Annotated in this window: 14 protein-coding genes and 2 pseudogenes; 10 read left to right on the top strand and 6 right to left on the bottom strand. The window is 70.0% G+C overall.

Going from position 1 to position 15,955, the window contains the following annotated elements:
* The 3 genes from ACLQ28_RS21625 to ACLQ28_RS21615 all read left to right on the top strand — a co-directional run bounded on the left by ACLQ28_RS21625 (position 1) and on the right by ACLQ28_RS21615 (position 3,154).
* Positions 1 to 510, top strand: a complete 510-nt coding sequence (locus ACLQ28_RS21625; protein WP_425688087.1) for a mycothiol transferase — start codon at positions 1 to 3, stop codon at positions 508 to 510.
* Positions 511 to 653: 143 nt separating this feature from the next.
* Positions 654 to 1,100 carry an SCP2 sterol-binding domain-containing protein gene (locus tag ACLQ28_RS21620; RefSeq protein ID WP_425688086.1) on the top strand — a complete coding sequence of 149 codons (447 nt, stop codon included), beginning with the start codon at positions 654 to 656 and terminating at the stop codon, positions 1,098 to 1,100.
* Complete coding sequence (locus ACLQ28_RS21615; RefSeq protein WP_425688085.1) at positions 1,097 to 3,154, top strand: glycogen debranching N-terminal domain-containing protein; 2,058 nt, start codon at positions 1,097 to 1,099, stop codon at positions 3,152 to 3,154. The genes ACLQ28_RS21620 and ACLQ28_RS21615 overlap by 4 nt, the downstream gene beginning before the upstream one ends.
* 159 nt (positions 3,155 to 3,313) lie before the next feature.
* Here ACLQ28_RS21615 and ACLQ28_RS21610 read toward each other — a convergent pair whose 3' ends face one another.
* On the bottom strand, positions 3,314 to 3,817 hold the full coding sequence (locus ACLQ28_RS21610; RefSeq protein WP_425688084.1) for a DinB family protein: 504 nt from the start codon (positions 3,815 to 3,817) through the stop codon (positions 3,314 to 3,316).
* A gap of 149 nt (positions 3,818 to 3,966) precedes the next feature.
* Here ACLQ28_RS21610 and ACLQ28_RS21605 point away from each other — a divergent pair, with 149 nt between their 5' ends.
* A complete protein-coding gene (locus tag ACLQ28_RS21605) occupies positions 3,967 to 4,884 on the top strand; it encodes a DUF72 domain-containing protein (protein WP_425688083.1) in 918 nt (305 codons plus the stop codon).
* A gap of 49 nt (positions 4,885 to 4,933) precedes the next feature.
* Here the strand turns inward: ACLQ28_RS21605 and ACLQ28_RS21600 are convergent, their stop codons facing one another.
* Both ACLQ28_RS21600 and ACLQ28_RS21595 read right to left on the bottom strand, forming a co-directional pair.
* Positions 4,934 to 5,305: a hypothetical protein gene (locus ACLQ28_RS21600; protein WP_425688082.1), complete on the bottom strand. Its 372-nt coding sequence runs from the start codon at positions 5,303 to 5,305 to the stop codon at positions 4,934 to 4,936.
* Positions 5,306 to 5,474: 169 nt separating this feature from the next.
* Entirely contained in the window at positions 5,475 to 6,104 is a 630-nt protein-coding gene (locus ACLQ28_RS21595) for a hypothetical protein (protein WP_425688081.1), read from the bottom strand.
* 196 nt (positions 6,105 to 6,300) lie between these two features.
* Here ACLQ28_RS21595 and ACLQ28_RS21590 point away from each other — a divergent pair, with 196 nt between their 5' ends.
* On the top strand, positions 6,301 to 6,471 hold the full coding sequence (locus ACLQ28_RS21590; RefSeq protein ID WP_425688080.1) for a hypothetical protein: 171 nt from the start codon (positions 6,301 to 6,303) through the stop codon (positions 6,469 to 6,471).
* A gap of 345 nt (positions 6,472 to 6,816) precedes the next feature.
* On the opposite strand, the gene ACLQ28_RS21585 is transcribed toward ACLQ28_RS21590, so the two are convergent.
* Both ACLQ28_RS21585 and ACLQ28_RS21580 read right to left on the bottom strand, forming a co-directional pair.
* Positions 6,817 to 6,963 carry a hypothetical protein gene (locus tag ACLQ28_RS21585; RefSeq protein WP_425688238.1) on the bottom strand — a complete coding sequence of 49 codons (147 nt, stop codon included), beginning with the start codon at positions 6,961 to 6,963 and terminating at the stop codon, positions 6,817 to 6,819.
* 121 nt (positions 6,964 to 7,084) lie between these two features.
* Positions 7,085 to 7,828, bottom strand: a complete 744-nt coding sequence (locus ACLQ28_RS21580) for a hypothetical protein (RefSeq protein WP_425688079.1) — start codon at positions 7,826 to 7,828, stop codon at positions 7,085 to 7,087.
* A 239-nt stretch (positions 7,829 to 8,067) separates the two neighbouring features.
* Between ACLQ28_RS21580 and ACLQ28_RS21575 the strand changes: the two genes are divergently transcribed.
* The 5 genes and pseudogenes from ACLQ28_RS21575 to ACLQ28_RS21555 all read left to right on the top strand — a co-directional run bounded on the left by ACLQ28_RS21575 (position 8,068) and on the right by ACLQ28_RS21555 (position 14,891).
* The gene (locus tag ACLQ28_RS21575) at positions 8,068 to 10,125 is read left to right on the top strand and encodes a DNA gyrase/topoisomerase IV subunit B (protein ID WP_425688078.1); all 2,058 of its coding nucleotides are present in this window, start codon (positions 8,068 to 8,070) and stop codon (positions 10,123 to 10,125) included.
* A gap of 32 nt (positions 10,126 to 10,157) precedes the next feature.
* Positions 10,158 to 10,412, top strand: a pseudogene (locus ACLQ28_RS21570) (DNA gyrase subunit A); the annotation flags it as partial.
* Between the two features lie 171 nt (positions 10,413 to 10,583).
* A pseudogene (locus tag ACLQ28_RS21565) lies at positions 10,584 to 11,192 on the top strand (LAGLIDADG family homing endonuclease); the annotation flags it as partial.
* Between the two features lie 57 nt (positions 11,193 to 11,249).
* Positions 11,250 to 13,946 (top strand): DNA topoisomerase (ATP-hydrolyzing), encoded by a 2,697-nt coding sequence (locus ACLQ28_RS21560; protein WP_425688234.1) that lies wholly within the window; start codon positions 11,250 to 11,252, stop codon positions 13,944 to 13,946.
* Between the two features lie 426 nt (positions 13,947 to 14,372).
* Positions 14,373 to 14,891 (top strand): TrmH family RNA methyltransferase, encoded by a 519-nt coding sequence (locus tag ACLQ28_RS21555; protein ID WP_425688077.1) that lies wholly within the window; start codon positions 14,373 to 14,375, stop codon positions 14,889 to 14,891.
* A 242-nt stretch (positions 14,892 to 15,133) separates the two neighbouring features.
* On the opposite strand, the gene ACLQ28_RS21550 is transcribed toward ACLQ28_RS21555, so the two are convergent.
* Positions 15,134 to 15,769: an alpha-ketoglutarate-dependent dioxygenase AlkB gene (locus ACLQ28_RS21550; RefSeq protein ID WP_425688076.1), complete on the bottom strand. Its 636-nt coding sequence runs from the start codon at positions 15,767 to 15,769 to the stop codon at positions 15,134 to 15,136.
* Between the last annotated feature and the right edge of the window lie 186 nt (positions 15,770 to 15,955).

Here is a 15,955-nt window from a genome sequence, read left to right as displayed (position 1 = left end):
GTGGACGTGAGTGACCTGCTGACCGAGACCTACGACCGACTGCCCGACCTTGTTCGCGCGGCGGTGGACGGGCTGGATCCCGAGCAGCTGCGCTGGGCCCCCGGCCCGGGCGCCAACTCGATCGGCTGGCTGGTCTGGCACCTGACCCGGATCCAGGACCATCACGTCGCCGACCTGCTCGACACCGAACAGGTCTGGGTGAGCGGCGACTGGGCGGGCCGGTTCGGGCTCACCGCCGACCCGGACGACACCGGCTACAACCACTCGCCCGAGCAGGTCGCGGGGGTGCGGCCGGAGAGCGCGAAGGCGCTGATCGACTACTACGGGGCGGTAGCGTCGCGTACCGGATCGTTCTTGGCCGGCCTGCGCCCGGCGGACCTCGACCGCGTGGTCGACGAGGCGTGGGATCCGCCGGTCACCCTCGGCGTCCGGCTGGTCAGTGTCGCCGAGGACGACCTGCAACACGTCGGCCAGGCCGCCTACGTACGCGGCCTGATCGCGACCGAGTGACCGGGTCCGAGGGCTCCCACCTCCCCGCCGAGTAAACGGACCGCGTCCGCGCCTCCTGCTGGGGTGGGCCTCACCCGTTTCGGGTGAGCCGTCCTCACCCCGGTGTGGGTGATCCTCTCGGAGAACCGTGGGGAGGGGACGCGATGGGCACGACGGCAGCGCAGTACCTGCAACAGTTGAGCCCCGACCGGCGACCCGACCTGCCGGAGACCACCGCCGGGACGCTACGGCTGGACTTTCGCGGCGATGGCTGCACCGAGCACTGGTACCTGAACGTCGCAGACCAGCACGTCCGGGTTACCCGGTCCGCCGACGACGCCGAGTTGGTGGTCGGTGCGGACCGGACGATCTTCGACCAGATGGCCAGCGGCAAGTTGCACCTGGCTCAGGCTCTGCTGCGCAACGAACTGGCCGTGCAGGGCGACTTGCGACTGCTGATGCTGCTGCGGCGGATCTTTCCGGGGCCGACCGGCGCCCGTCATCCGCGTGAGCTGGGTCGAGCCGCGTTGGCGGCGGGGCGGGCCGCGTCGGCGGGGCGGGCCTCGGTGGCGGGCCGGGCCTCGGTGGCCGGTCGGGATGAGCAGCCATGAGGCAGGAGTTGGTGCACGTCATCGCCGGCAACGTGTTCGCGGTCAGCGACGCCCAGGGTGACATCGAGGTCGATCCGCAGACACCTGTCGGTCTCTTCGCGCTCGACACCCGCTTTCTCTCCCACTGGGTGCTCACCATCGACGGCGAACGGATCAACGCGCTCTCCCGCGACGACATGACGTACTTCGAGACTCGGTTCTTCCTGGTCCCGGGCGCGGCGAGTCACTATGTCGACGCAGACGTGTCGATCATCCGGCACCGCTCGGTCCACGACTGTTTCCACGAGAAAATCACCGTGCTGAACCACTCGTCGCAGCCCGCCGAGTTCACCGTCCGGATGGAGGTGGGCAGCGACTTCACCGACATCGCCGAGATCGGGCAGGTCAGGGGGCGGCCCGTCCAGGTCACCGCCGACCCTGCGGGCAACCAGCTCGTGCTGCGCTACCAGCGGGAGCGGTTCGCGCGCCAGACCAGGGTGCAAAGCACCGCTTTCGCCGAGGTGGACGAGGGGGGAATGACGTTCCGGATCCGGATCCCCCCGGAGGGCAAGTGGGAAACCGACCTGCACGTCAGCATGACCATCCCGAGCGAGAACGGTCAGGACATGCGCGCCCGCCTGCGAACGCACGAGCAGGCCGCCCGTGGGGGAATGCGCGAGGACCTGGCGGACTGGCTGGGCCGGGCACCGCAACTGGTGGCCGAGCGGGACGGGCTGGAGGATACGTACCGGGGCAGTCTGGCCGACCTGGCGGCACTGCGGTACAGGCCGTTCACCTCCAGCGGGCGGGTGCCGGTCGGTGGCCTGCCGTGGGCGATGGGGTTGTGCGGGCGGGACAGCATCATCGCCTGCCTGCAGACGATGGCGTTCACCCCCGAGCTGGCCTCCGCGACGCTGCGGACGCTGGCGCTGTTGCAGGGTGGTCAGCTCGACGATGAGCACGACGAGGAGCCGGGCAAGATCCTGGCCCAACTCCGCTACGGCGAGTCGGCCGCGTTCGGCGACCGGCCGACCGCGCTGTACTACGGCGCGGCCGACACCACCCCCCTCTTCGTCGTCCTGCTCGACGAGTACGAGCGCTGGTCCGGTGACGCCGATCTGGTTCGCGAGCTGCGCCACCCGGCTCGGATGGCCTTGGACTGGATCGACGAGTACGGCGACCTGACCGGTGACGGCTACGTGCGCTACCAGCGCCGAAACGAGCGCCACGGCGCGATCAACCAGTGCTGGAGGGACTCCCCGGACGCGATCGTCGACGCACACGGCCGACAGCCCGCCTTTCCCCGTGCCACCTGCGAGTTGCAGGGCTACGCGTACGACGCGAAACGACGCGGTGCCCGGCTGGCCCGGGAGTTCTGGGGTGACCCCGCGTACGCCGACCGGTTGGAGCGGGAAGCGGCAGCGCTGAAGGATCGCTTCAACCGGGACTTCTGGCTGCCGCACCGGGAGTACTACGCGCTGGCGCTCGATCCGTACGGTGAGCCGGTCGACTCACTGTCATCCAACATCGGGCATCTGTTGTGGAGCGGGATCGTTCCGGACGGCCGTGCGGAAGCGGTCGCCGGGCACCTGCTCGGGCCACGGTTGTTCAGCGGCTGGGGGGTGCGGAGCTTCGCCACCGGGCAGCGCACGTACAACCCGGTGGGCGCACATCTGGGTGGTGTGTGGCCGTCGGACAACGCACTGATCGCCGCCGGGTTGCGCCACTACCGTTTCGACGTGCAGGCGGCACAGATCGCGGCCGGCATCTTCGACATGGCGCAGACGCTTCGTGGGGCAGTGCCGGAGGTGATTGCTGGCTATGACCGCAGCGTGACGAAGTATCCCGTTCAGTTGCCATCGGCCGGCCGCCCCCAGTCGTGGTCGTCGGGGGCGCTGCTGATGCTGTTGGGCACCACGCTGGGGCTGCGGCCCACCGGCGACGACCTGTTGGTGAACCCGGCCGTGCCCGAGGGCTTCGGTGGGCTGGAACTGCTGGATATCCCGGGCCGGTGGGGCCACTCCGACGCCTATGCGAGAGACCGAACCACCACTTCCCATCCCCACCGCCACTAGGTGTTTCGCCATATCGCCGACATTGCGGCATCCGGGTGCGGCGGATACCGCGATGTCGGCGATATGAAGTCGATCAGCGTGCCGGGTCGGGGTGTCGGGTCGGCGGTGCCGGGTGGGCGGTGCCGGGTCGGGGTGTCGGGTCGGCGGTGAGCGCCCTGGTCAGCCCATGGTCTTCGCGCCGTCGATCGACTCCCGCAGGATGTCGGCGTGCCCGGCGTGCTGGGACGTCTCGGCGATCAGATGCAGCAGCACCCGGCGAACCGTCCAACTCGCTCCCGGCTCGAACCAGGGTGCCTGCGGCAGCGGGTGCGCCGCGTCCAGATCGAGAGTGGCCAGCAGTTCGTCGGTCTGGTCGGCCACCTCCCGGAACCGCTCGACCAGACCGGCGAGGGTTTCGCCCGGCGCCATCTGGAACTGACCGACCCAGTCGATCTCTTCGCGCTGCATCGCCTCCGCGCCGCCGGTGGCGAAGAGCATCCACCGGTGCTCGCAGACGGCCACGTGCTTGATGAGGCCGCCGAGGCAGAGCTCACTGACGGTGGTGCGGGTGGCCGCCTGCTCGTCGGTGATCCCGTCCGCGGCCTGCAGGAGGAAACCCCGGTGTCGGCGGAGTGTCTGCAGCAGGTCTGCCCGCTCCCCGGTGAGCTGCTCAGTGCTGGGCATGGTGCCATCCTTCTCGTTGTCGGCTGAACCCAATGTCCAATTGGCGTCACCGTAGGACGAGGCACCGACATTTTCGGGGATGCGACACGAGGGCGCGCGTGGGGTCCCAGCGGTTGCCGATCCGCGCCCGCAGCGGTCCACTGGATGACATGGGTGTGATCAAGGTGGGCACGTCGTCCTGGGCGGACCAGTCGCTGCTGCGCTCCGGGTGGTACCCGCGCTCGGCGAACACGCCGGCACGCAGGCTGGGTTTCTACGCCTGCCGGTTCCCGCTGGTCGAGGTGGACACGTCCTACTACGCCGTCCCCGTTCCGGAGACCACGCAGGGCTGGGTCGACGCCACACCGGACGACTTCACCTTCGACGTCAAGGCGTTCAGTCTCTTCACCGGCCATCCGACGCCTGTCGCCGCGCTACCCCGGGACCTGCGCCCGGCCACCGGTCCGAGCCGGATCCGCCGCCGTGACCTGCCCGAGCGGACGTACGACGAGCTGTGGGCCCGGTTCCGTGCGGCCCTCGACCCGATCACGGCGGCCGGCAAGCTGGGTGCGGTGCTGCTGCAGTTCCCACCGTGGCTGGTACGCGGCCCGGCCGCCGAACGCCGGATCATCGAACTGGCACAGCGTTGCCGGCCGTGGCGCGTCGGCGTGGAGCTGCGGCACGGCTCGTGGTTCGACGGCCCGGCCGCGACGGACACTCTGGACCTGCTGCGCGCGCACGACCTGTCACTGGTCTGCGTCGACATGCCCCAGGGGCACCCGTCGTCGGTGCCACCGATCCTGAGCAGGACGGCAGAGCCGGCGATCGTCCGCTTCCACGGTCACAGCGACGCCTGGGGCGACGGCGACAAGCAGGAGAAGTTCCGGTACGCGTACGCCGATGACGAGCTTCGGCACTGGGCCGGGCTGCTGGCTGAACTCGCCGGTCCGTCCGACGACCTGCACGTGCTGTTCAACAACTGCTGTGCCGGTCAGGCCCAACGCGACGCCAACCGCCTGGCGCAACTGCTCACCGAGACGATGATCGCTGATCGGGCCGTTCCGGCCCAGGCCACGCCGGCTGGCTGACGGTAACGCCCGCGGTGCGCACGGTCCGGGCACGGCGGCCGGGGTGGTGTCAGGAGCGCCGGCCCCGGCTGCGCAGTGCGTCCTGTGTCGATTCGCCGATGTCCGCGTCGTCGGGGAAGGTCCGGCCACTGGGTGCCGGATCCGGCGGGGCACCCGGTCCGGCCATCGTCGTACGGGTCGGCTCCACCGAGCCGAAGCCATGCTTTCCCGCCGGGTCTGACCGACCCGCAGAGGCACCCGCGCGCCGCTCCCCGCGCCGTCCCTCGGGCACCGCGGTCTGCTCGCTGCCCTCGTCCATCGGCGAGTCCTCATCGGTGCCCCAGGGCGCGTCGGCGTCGAAGCCATCGCCGGTGCCCCACGGTTTGACCGCTTCCGGCTCCAACCGGTCGTTGTCGCCACCGCGTCCCTTGTGTGCCGTCATGGCCACCCCGCTCGTCGGTCCGCCGCTGTCGGCGGACGCTGTGCCGTCCTAGGGCCGTGCCTGCCCGCCCGGTACCGGCGCAGACATCCGTCGTTGATCCGGTGAGCGCGCAGGGCCGGCCAGCGCCCCGCCGTCGAGATGGCGGCGGGACGCCGGCCGGCCCGACGCCTCAGCGCCCGGCCATCGCCATCGGCCGCTTGCCGTTGCTCATCCCCGCCATCTTGATCATGGTTTTCGAGGCGCCCTTCATCCCGCTGCCTCGGCCGAGTATCCCCCGGAACACCTGACCGGGCTTCTGCTGCTCACCCATGTACGCGGTGACCACGACCAGGGTCCCGGTCAGCGCCGGAATGGCCCACTGGAGCAGCTTCATCTGCCGCTGCGAGGAGGCCACGCTCGCCGGTGTCTGGTGGTTCGGTTCGGTGGCACCGCTCACCGACGGGCCGCCCGCCTTCTCCAGGCGCATCCCGATCAACCGGCTGTAGCCCGTCACCGCGAGCGCGCCGATCGTCAACGCGGTCTTGATGGCGCTGACCCGGCCGACGCCGGCCTGGGCCGCCACCCGAGGGCTCTCCGTCACCAGTTCGCCGACCGCGCCGGCCAGGTGAGCGCCGATCGCGGCCGCGTTGACCGGGGTCCACTTGGACCACCCGGCCGAGGCGACCGGAAGCCGCTGGGTCGAGTCGCTGATTTTCGCCGCTGCGCCGTTGACGCCGAAGGCACCCATGAGGGAGCCCCCGAACCAGGCCGCCAGGCCCAGATCGTGCATCGAGCGCAGTGCGGTGTGCCGTTCGGACATGTGATCCCCTTCCGCCGTGTTGGGCGGTGCGGCTTACCCGCCGCCTGGGCGGCTAACCCCGTCGCCCACCAGCTGATCCGCGCCGCACTGGCACGAGGGGGACGTTCGGTTCTCCCGGTGCCGCATCGCCGCAGGCAGGAGTCGTCCGCGCGGTGGCGGGTAGATCCCGAGCGACGCTGACGGAGAGGGGAACGGGATGTCGCAGCCGGACGAGACTCGGGAGAAGACCCCAAAGACCGACGCGGTGCTCATGCACCCGGACAACAACCCACACAAGAAGACCACGGAGGTCGCGCCGCGCAAGGATCACGTGGAGATTCAGGTGGAGCGCGACGGCGAGCTGGTGCCGCTGGACCAGGACGACTGAGCCGGCCGGTACGGCTCAGCGGGGCGGCAGGTCGCCGGCGAAACGGGCGATCCGCCGCGCCAGCGGGATACCCGGGCGGACCCACCTGAAGTGGTCCAGTGGCGCACCGGCCTGCGCCACCGTGTAGTACTTCCGGGGCGAGCGGCGCTGTGGTGAGCTTCGCGCAGAAGGCGTCCACCGTCTCGCGCGGGGTGTACTGGTCGTCGTCCACACTGACCGCCAGCACCGGTGTCCGCACCGCGCGTACCGCCGCTTCGGTGTCCGTATCGTTGAGGCGGGGGAAGCGGCCGGTTCGCGCCGCGACGGAGGCACCGCCGTTGGCGGGGCCTTCGAGTGGTGACGCGGTCAGGAGACGGAGATCGTCCCGTTTCCGGCGCGGACGCAGGACACCGCGCGGGCAGCGGTAGCGGCGGCGCCGGAGAGGCACTGGCCGAGCACCTGGTGCCCGGTGGCGTTCGACGCCGAAACCTGGGCATGGGGGCTCCCATCCATCGAAAGATGAAAGTTTCTCTGGGGGCGCGATCAGATCACCCTCGTGCGATGAGCGCCAATGGCCCGCAGCGGATTCATTCGATGAACTTCGATGAAAGACATGCACGCGTCAGCGTGATGATCACCTTGCCGAGGTGGGCCTGTTCGCCCGGTCGCGGCGCTTCAGCACGGCCGCGCCAGCGGCGTTCAGACCAACACCCCAGATCAGCAGGACGCACAACCACTGAATCCAACGCAGCACGGTCATGTCCCCCGAGAGCAGGTTGCGCACGCTGCCGAGCGGCGTGAGCCATGCCTGGGCGGGACGGAGAGCGTCCACGCTCAGCAACGCGAACAGGCCCAGCGGCAGGACGATCGTGGCGACGAACGCGATCACTGTCGAGCGCAGCAGCAGCCCGAGCCCGGTGCCCACCAGGCCGGCGCCGATCTGCGTCAGCACGCTGCCCACCGCGATCGTCCCGGCGTGCCGCCATGCATCATCGGCGATGTCGGCGGGGGTGAGGGCGAGCGTCGCGGCGCAGATCAGCACCCCGACAACGCCGATGACGACGGCCGGCAGGAACACCGCCAGCACCGTCGGCACGACCCGGACGTCGCCGCCCGCCCGCCGCAGGTCGCGCACCAGCAGGATGCCGAAGAGCGGCGTCACGACCGACATCAGGCTCTGGGTGGTGTCCGAGAGTGCGGCGAACGTCCGGTCGGCGGGAGCCGCCGCCGTCGTCAGCGCCACCGCGGCGAGCAGCCCGGCCAGCAGGGTGCCCGCGAGCAGCCACCGGCGGGCGCGCGTGCCGATGGCACGCTGGAGAGGGCTTCGCATCGTCTCGTCCTGCACCACAATCGCCTCCACTCGATGCGCCAGCGACATCCGACCGGTGTCAATCGGCCGCGATCATGGGTGAGCGTAGCGGCGGAGGTGTCTCTGCGTGGCCCCGTGATCACCGGCGGGATGTTTGTTGGCTCACGTCCGGCTCCTCACACACGGCGGGTCGGCGCGGGGGCTAAGGGACTTGTCCTAGCCTCGGGCTAGGCTCGCTGCGGCGCGCCACGCCGGCTGATGTCGCCGGTAGCCGGCTGCACACCGCCGAGACCGGGGAGTACGACCAGTTGACCGCAGAGCCTGACACCCTGTACGGGGCCGATGACCTCACCCACCTTGAGGGGCTGGACGCTGTCCGCAAGCGGCCCGGCATGTACATCGGTTCCACCGACAGCCGTGGCGTGGGTCACCTCGTCAACGAGATCCTCGACAACTCCACCGACGAGGGTGTCGCCGGTCACGCCAGCAACGTCGAGGTGACACTGCACGCCGACGGGTCGGTGCAGGTCGACGACGACGGCCGGGGCATCCCCACCGACGTGCACGCCAAATCCGGCATCTCCGGTGTCGAGCTGGTGCTCACCCGGCTGCACGCCGGCGGCAAGTTCGGCGGCTCCGGCTACAAGACCTCCGGCGGCCTGCACGGCGTCGGCGCCTCAGCGGTCAACGCGCTGTCCCACCGGTTCGACGTGACCGTCCGTCGGGCCGGCAAGGTGCACGCGATGTCCTTCCGGCACGGCGTCCCGGGCATCTTCGACGGCGACGGGCCGGCCGCGCCCTTCACCGCGGGTCCCGGGCTGCAGGTCATCGGCGCGATGAAGCGCGGCCAGCGCACCGGCACCTCGATCCGCTGGTGGCACGACGCCCGCTACTTCGAGACCGGCGCCGCACTCGACGTCGACGCGGTCCGCACGAAGCTACGCAACACCGCCTTCCTGGTTCCCGGCGTGACCTATCTGCTGCATGACCTGACCGGCGAGGCACCCGCCGAGGAGCGGTTCCACTACCCCAACGGGCTCAGCGACATGGTGGAGTTCCTCGCGCCAGCCGGCGACCGTCCGGTCTCCGGCACCCTGCTGGTCAATGGCGAAGGGACATACCGGGAGAACGCCGCGGACGCCAACGGCGTCATGCAGTCCAACGTGCAGCGGCGTGCCGAGGTCGAGGTGGCGTTCCGGTGGGGCACCGGCTACGAGCGCACCGTCGAGTGCTTCACCAACACCATCCGCAACGCCCACGGCGGCACCCACCGCAAGGGCTTCGAGCGGGCCCTCGTCCGCGCCCTCGCCGACGCGGTCCGCAACACCCGCGGCCTGCTCAAGGCCAAGGAGGAGCCACCCACCCTGGACGACGTCCTGGAGGGGATGACCGCGGTGGTGCACGTGCGGATCCCCGAGCCGCAGTTCACCTCGCAGACCAAGGACGAGCTGTCCACCCCGGGCATCACCAAGGTGCTCCAGAGCCTGGTCGACGCGCACGTCAAGGCCTGGCTGGAGGACCGGCGCACCAAGGCCGAGGCGCGCATCGTCCTGCAGAAGATCGTCGACGCGGCCCGGGTGCGGCTCACCCAGAAGCAGCAGAAGGACGCCGCCCGGCGCAAGACCGCCCTGGAGGGCGCGTCCATGCCGCCGAAGCTGGTCGACTGCCGCGCCACCGGCATCGGCCGCAGCGAGTTGTTCATCGTGGAGGGCGACAGCGCGCTCGGCACGAGTCGCATGGCTCGGTCCTCCGAATACCAGGCGTTGCTGCCGATCCGGGGCAAGATCCTCAACGTGCAGAAGGCCAACCTCCAGCAGGTTCTGGACAATGCCGAATGCGCCGCGATCGTCCAGGTCCTCGGGGCCGGCTCGGGGCGTACGTTCGACCTCGCCTCGCTGCGCTACGGCCGCGTGCTGATCATGGCCGACGCCGACGTGGACGGCGCCCACATCCGTACGCTGCTGATCACCCTCTTCGCCCGCTACATGCGCCCGTTGATCGAGGCCGGTCGGCTCTACGCCGCGATGCCGCCCCTCCACAAGATCACCACCAAGGGGCGCAACCCGCAGACCGTCTACACCTACACGCAGGCCGAGATGGAGACGACGGTTCGCAAGCTGGAAAAGGCCGGCAAGCAGATCGTCACGCCCATCCCGCGCTTCAAGGGCCTCGGTGAGATGGACGCCGACGAGTTGTGGGACACCACGATGAACCCCGCCACCCGTGCCGTCCGCCGGATCACCCTCGACGACGTCGACGCCGCCGAGCGGATCCTCGAGCTGCTGATGGGGGAGAAGGTCGAGCCGCGCCGCAACTGGCTCATCGACTCCGCAGACCGGGTCGACCGGGAAGCGATCGACGCATGAGCGCCCGTTCCGTTCCAGTGGAGAGCTGAGTCATGGCACGCCGTAAGGAAAACAAGGTCGACCTCTCCTCGTTCGACCAGGCCGGCGCGCGGGTCTTCGACAACCCGCTGGTCACCGAGGTCTCCGACTCGTACCTGGAATACGCGTTCTCGGTCATCCACTCCCGTGCCCTGCCCGACGCCCGCGACGGCCTCAAGCCGGTGCACCGGCGCATCCTCTGGTCGATGTACGAGCAGGGTTACCGCCCGGATCGCGGGCACGTGAAGTCCGCACGCATTGTGGGCGACTGCTTCGTTGCCGGCACACTCGTCTCGACGCCCGTCGGTTTGCGGGCCATTGAGGAGATCGAGGTCGGGGACCTCGTGCTGGACGGCGACGGAGCCTCCGTACCGGTGACTGCTGTTTATCGGAACCCGACCTCCGAACTTGTGCGCGTGACCTGGAGCAACGGGCACACGATGCTCGTCACGCCGGGCCAGCGCTTCCGCGTGGTCGCTGATGACCTTTCGGTTCAATGGGCGGAGGCCCGGGATCTCCCGGGGCGATTGGCATTGGCGTACGGCAGTCGCCGCAAAGCGGTGTCGACGCCTGCCGGTGACGTCTACGACTATGTGCGCGGGCTGCTGGTGGCTGAGGGCTTCCCTGTCCATCGGTCTCGGGAAGCGGACGGCCGGGTCCGGATTCACATGTGTGACATCGAGCCGCTGGATGTCGCTCACGGCTGGGCCATTGCCAGTGGACTGAACGTCTCCCGAGGTAAGCGCGAGGCGCGCAATCCCCTCCACCGCGACCAGCACATTCTGACCTTCAGCCGGCACGAAGGGCTGCTGGAGGCCACACGTCCGCTCAGCCGGGACAAGCACGTGCCGGGCGACATCATCGCGAACCGGTCGGCGTGGGTGCCGTTCCTCGCCGGCTTCTTTGACGGGGACGGCTACGTCCGTAAGCGCTTCAGGGAGATCGTCTTCGTCAGCACGAGCGAGGTGCTGGTGCGGCAGATCTATGCCATGCTTGCCGATCTGGGGCTGCACGGGCACCACTGGACCAGCGGTCGCGTCTCCGCGGGTAACCCGCTCTTTGGTCTCTCGGTCAGCGGTCGGGACGCCGCAGACCTTGCCCGGTTGATGCTGCCCTGGGTGCGGATCGGATACAAGCACGACGGCTTGCAGCGGGTCGCCGAGATCGGCTACGAGTACAGCGGCAAGCAGGGCAACGACCGGTTGCCGTACGGTCCGGTCATCGCGGAGTTCACGGCAGCGCATCGGGGCGGCGGGTGGTTCCGGGGCCAGGACGGACAGGCGTTCCGTGACTCGCTCTCGGCGAGCGGTGGACCGAAGGTGCGGTATGGCAAGGACCGCAATGGCGTTCCGCTCGCGGACCGGTCGTTCCAGTTGGAGCGGGCGGTGCGAGACGGCTGGATCCACAAACTCCACCGCCTTGGCTCACCGCTCGCTGCTCGGCTGGACGCGTTGGTCGGTAGTTCGTTCCTGCGGGTCACTTCGGTTGAGGCGGTTTCGCCCGACGTCACGTATGACATCCAGGTCGGCAGTGATGAGCACGCGTTCGTTGCCGAGGGCTATGTCGTTCACAACTGCATGGGTAAGTACCACCCGCACGGCGACACGGCGATCTACGACGCGATGGTCCGCCTCGCGCAGGACTTCTCGCTCAACGTGCCGCTCATCGACGGGCATGGAAACTTCGGGTCTCCGGACGATGGCCCGGCCGCCTCGCGCTACACCGAAGCGCGGATGTCCCGCGAGGCGATGCTGCTCGTCGGTGAGCTGGGCGAGGACACCGTCGACGTCGAGCCCAACTACGACGGGTCGCTGACCCAGCCGACCGTGCTGCCGGCGGCCTTCCCCAACCTGCTGGTCAACGGCGCGTCCGGGATCGCGGTCGGCATGGCCACCAACATGATCCCGCACAACCTGGCCGAGGTGGTCCAGGCGGCTCGTTGGCTGATCAACCACCCGGACGCCACTCTGGACAAGCTCATGGAGTTCGTCCCCGGCCCCGACCTGCCCACCGGTGGCGTGCTGCTGGGCTTGGACGAGGTGCGCCGGGCGTACGAGACCGGGCGCGGTGTGGTGCGGATGCGCGGCAAGGTGGAGATCGGCCCGATCGAAGGCAGTCGGGGTCGCCAGGCCATCACCGTGGTCGAGTTGCCCTACGGCGTCGGCGCGGAGAAGGTCATCGCGGCGATCACCAACGAGGTCACCAAGACCAAGCGGCTGACCGGCATCGCCGACGTCAAGGACCTCACCGACCGGGAGAGCGGCACCCGACTCGTCGTCGAGTGCAAGGTGGGGGTCAACCCGCAGGCGCTGCTCGCCGACCTGTACCGGCTGACCCCGCTGGAGCAGTCGTTCGGCGTCAACAACCTGGTCCTGGTCGACGGGCAGCCCCGCACGCTGGGCCTGAAGGCGCTGCTGGAGGTGTTCCTGGCCCACCGGTACGAGGTGGTCACCCGGCGCACCTCGTACCGCCGGCGTAAGCGGCAGGAGCGGCTGCACCTGGTCGATGGTCTGCTGATCGCTCTGCTGGACATCGACGAGGTGGTCCGGCTGATCCGCGGCAGCGATGACGCGCAGGCCGCGAAGGACGGGCTGATGAGCCGGTTCGGCCTCTCCGACATCCAGGCCACCTACATTCTGGACACTCCGCTGCGCCGGTTGACCAAGTTCGACCGGATCGAGCTGGAGGCCGAGCAGGAGCGGCTGCGCGCCGAGATCGCCGAGCTGAGCGCGATCCTCGACGACGATCGGGTGCTCAAGAAGCTGGTCTCCGACGAGTTGGCGGCCGTGGTCAAGCAGTTCGCCGCCGAACGGCGTACGACCCTGGTCGACGGCGACCTCAAGGAGGTGCTGGCGGCGTCCGCGCCGGCTGGCCCGCTGGAGGTTGCCGACGACCCGTGCCAGGTGATCCTCTCCGCGACCGGGCTGGTCGCCCGGACCGCGGCCGAGTCCGAGGAGAGCGCCGAGGGGCGCCGGCGCAACGGCCGGGTCAAGCACGACACGGTACGCGCGATCGTGCACTCCACCGCCCGTGGTCGGGTGTTGTTGCTGACCAGTGCGGGTCGGGCCTTCAAGGTCGACGTCCTGCCGCTGCCGGTGTTGCCGGAGCAGGCCGGCACGGTGTCGCTGCGGGGTGGTATGTCCGCGGCCGAGTTGGTGCCGTTGGAGGCGGGGGAGACCGTCGTCGGCCTGGCCCCTCTGGGTGGGCAGGCGGAGGGCTCACCGGGGCTGGCGCTGGGCACCCGGCAGGGCGTGGTGAAGATCTGCGCGCCGGAGTGGCCGGTGCGGTCCGACGAGTTCGAGGTGATTGGCCTGCGGGAGGGTGACGAGGTGGTCGGGGCGACCTGGCTGACCGGCGGCGACGAGACGCTGGCCTTCGTCACCTCGGAGGCGTCGCTGTTGCGCTTCCCCGCCGCGCTGGTCCGTCCGCAGGGTCTCAAGGGTGGCGGCATGGCCGGTATCAGCCTGCCGGCCGGAGCGCGGGTGGCGTTCTTCGGCGCGGTGCGCACCGACGACCCGGGGCATGGCGAGCCGATGGTGGTCACCTCCACCGGGGCGACGGTCAAGGTGACGCCGTTCAAGGCGTACCCGGCGAAGGGCCGGGCCACCGGCGGCGTGCGTGCCCACCGTTTCCTCAAGGGTGAGACGGACGTGGCCGTCGCCTGGGTGGGGCCGCGCCCGGTCGGCGCGACCGGCACCGGTGACCCGGTGGAGCTGCCCGCGGCGGACCCACGCCGTGACGGCTCGGGCTTCGCGGTGATGCTCGGCCCAACGGTGGTAGGCCACCTCATCGAACGCGACTGACCCCACCCCGCCCGCCTCGGGTCATCGCACCGCGCGCCCGGCCCGTCCGTCGTGCCGGGCCCGTCCGTCGTGCCGGGCCCGTCCGTCGTGCCGGGCCCGTCCGTCGTGCCGGGCCCGTCCGGTGTGCCCGGCCCCAATGATCCGCGCAACTTCGGGGAAGTTGCTGCCTCAGACGTGCCGCAGACAGCAACTTCCCCGAAGTTGCGCGGATCTTGGCGTTCGAGCCGCCGAAGATCGTGCTCGATCCTGGACGTAGTGGCGTCACCGCCGCGGCGACACCACTCGATCCTGGATCGAGCACGATCATGCGGAGGGGCGTCCAGCAACGCGGTATGGTGAGGGCTCTGTTGTCGGTGAGGGCCTGGGTGCGCCGCTAAGCACCTCTTACATGATTTCTACTTTGTCCGGCGGAGTCGCCGGCGCGGCGTGAGCGCCGCCATCCGGGTCCGGCCGAGGCGTGAGCTTCGCGCCGCCCGCCGTCCCCGGCCACACCGCTGCTGGGGTCACCTGATCGCCGCCCCACTCTGGCCGATGCACGGCGCTAACCTGGGCACCCTGTTGCGTACGTGCGACGCGGTCGGTGCCTGCCTCGCCGTGCCTCCGTTTCCCTGGGTGGACGAGGCCGTGGCCCGGGGCAACACGCTGCGCCAGCCGGGCTGCGTCCACCGGGTCGGCAGTCCGCTGCGCTGGCTGGCCGCCGAACGGGCCGCCGGGACTCGGGTCCTCGGGGTGGAGCTGGCCGACGAGGCTGTCCGGCTCGGTGACCTGCCCGCCGCTCGGGGCCGCACGGTGGTGCTGCTGGGCCACGAGGCGACGGGCATCCCACCCGAGGCGCTCGACCATCTGGACGCGGCTGTGGAGATCCCCATGGTCGGCCAGGGCCACAGCCTGAACGTCGCGGTAGCCGGCTCCCTGGTCCTCTACAAGCTAGCCGGCCTCCTCTAGCCCTCACCCCTCCCCGCCCCTTACCCTCGCCGATCTTGCACGTCCTGTCCCGACAATCCTCTGCAAAAGGGGCACAACGACGTCCGAAAGTGCAAGATCGCTGGGCTGGGCTGGGCTGGGCTGGGCTGGGCTGGGCTGGGCCGGGCTGGGCTGGGCTGGGCCGGGCTGGGCTGGGCTGGGCTGGGCTGGGTCGGGCTGGGCTGGGCTGGGCTGGGTCGGGCTGGGGTCGATGTGGGGTGGGGTTAGGCGACGTTGATGGGGCGGAACTGCACGCTTACCCGGGGGCCGACCGGGCGGGTGGTTTTCGGGATGGCGTGCTCCCAGGTGCGTTGGCACGAGCCGCCCATGACGATCAGGTCGCCGTGGCCCACTCCGAAACGCAAGCTGTCGCCACCGCCGCGCGGGCGTAGCAGCAGCGGGCGGGGCGCTCCGAAGGAGACGATCGCGACGATGGTGTCGGTGTGTGCGGAACGGCCGATGGTGTCGCCGTGCCAGGCGACGCTGTCCCGGCCGGATCGGTAGAGGCACATGCCTGCGGTGACGAAGGGCTCGCCTAGCTCGGGCGCGTAGTGCCGGGTCAGCGCGGCCCGTGCCTCGGTGAGCACGGGGTGGGGCAGTTGAGCCTCGCCGTCATACCAGCAGAGCAGGCGGGGCACGTCGACCTCGGTGTCATACATGGTGCGCCGCTCGGCGCGCCAGGGCACCTCGGTGAGCAGGGTGTCGAGGACCGTGTCGGAGCCGTGCACCCAGCCGGGAAGGTGGTCGACCCAGGCGCCCCGGCTGAGCTGGTGCCGGCGGATCAGATCGGGCAGTGGCCCCAGGGTCGGCCCGGCGTCGGCCAGGTCGAGCATCGACGGCTGGTAGGCGACCTGCGTCATGGGGCCACCCTAGCAGCACTTTCGTACACCCGTGCTAGAGGTGGGCCGTGCCGGCCTGCTTCCACTTCGCAAGATCGTGCCCGATCCTGGATGCAGTGGGCTCCCGCACGGCGGTTTCAAGCGGCGGTTGCAACCAGGTGTTTGTGGAGTACTTCGGCCGGATTATGCCAGTCGAGGGTTTTTCGT

It is taken from the genome of Micromonospora sp. DT201 (genome assembly GCF_049841575.1).
In the GTDB taxonomy this organism is placed as follows: Bacteria; Actinomycetota; Actinomycetes; order Mycobacteriales; family Micromonosporaceae; genus Micromonospora.
This window is presented reverse-complemented; position numbering and strand designations above follow the sequence as displayed.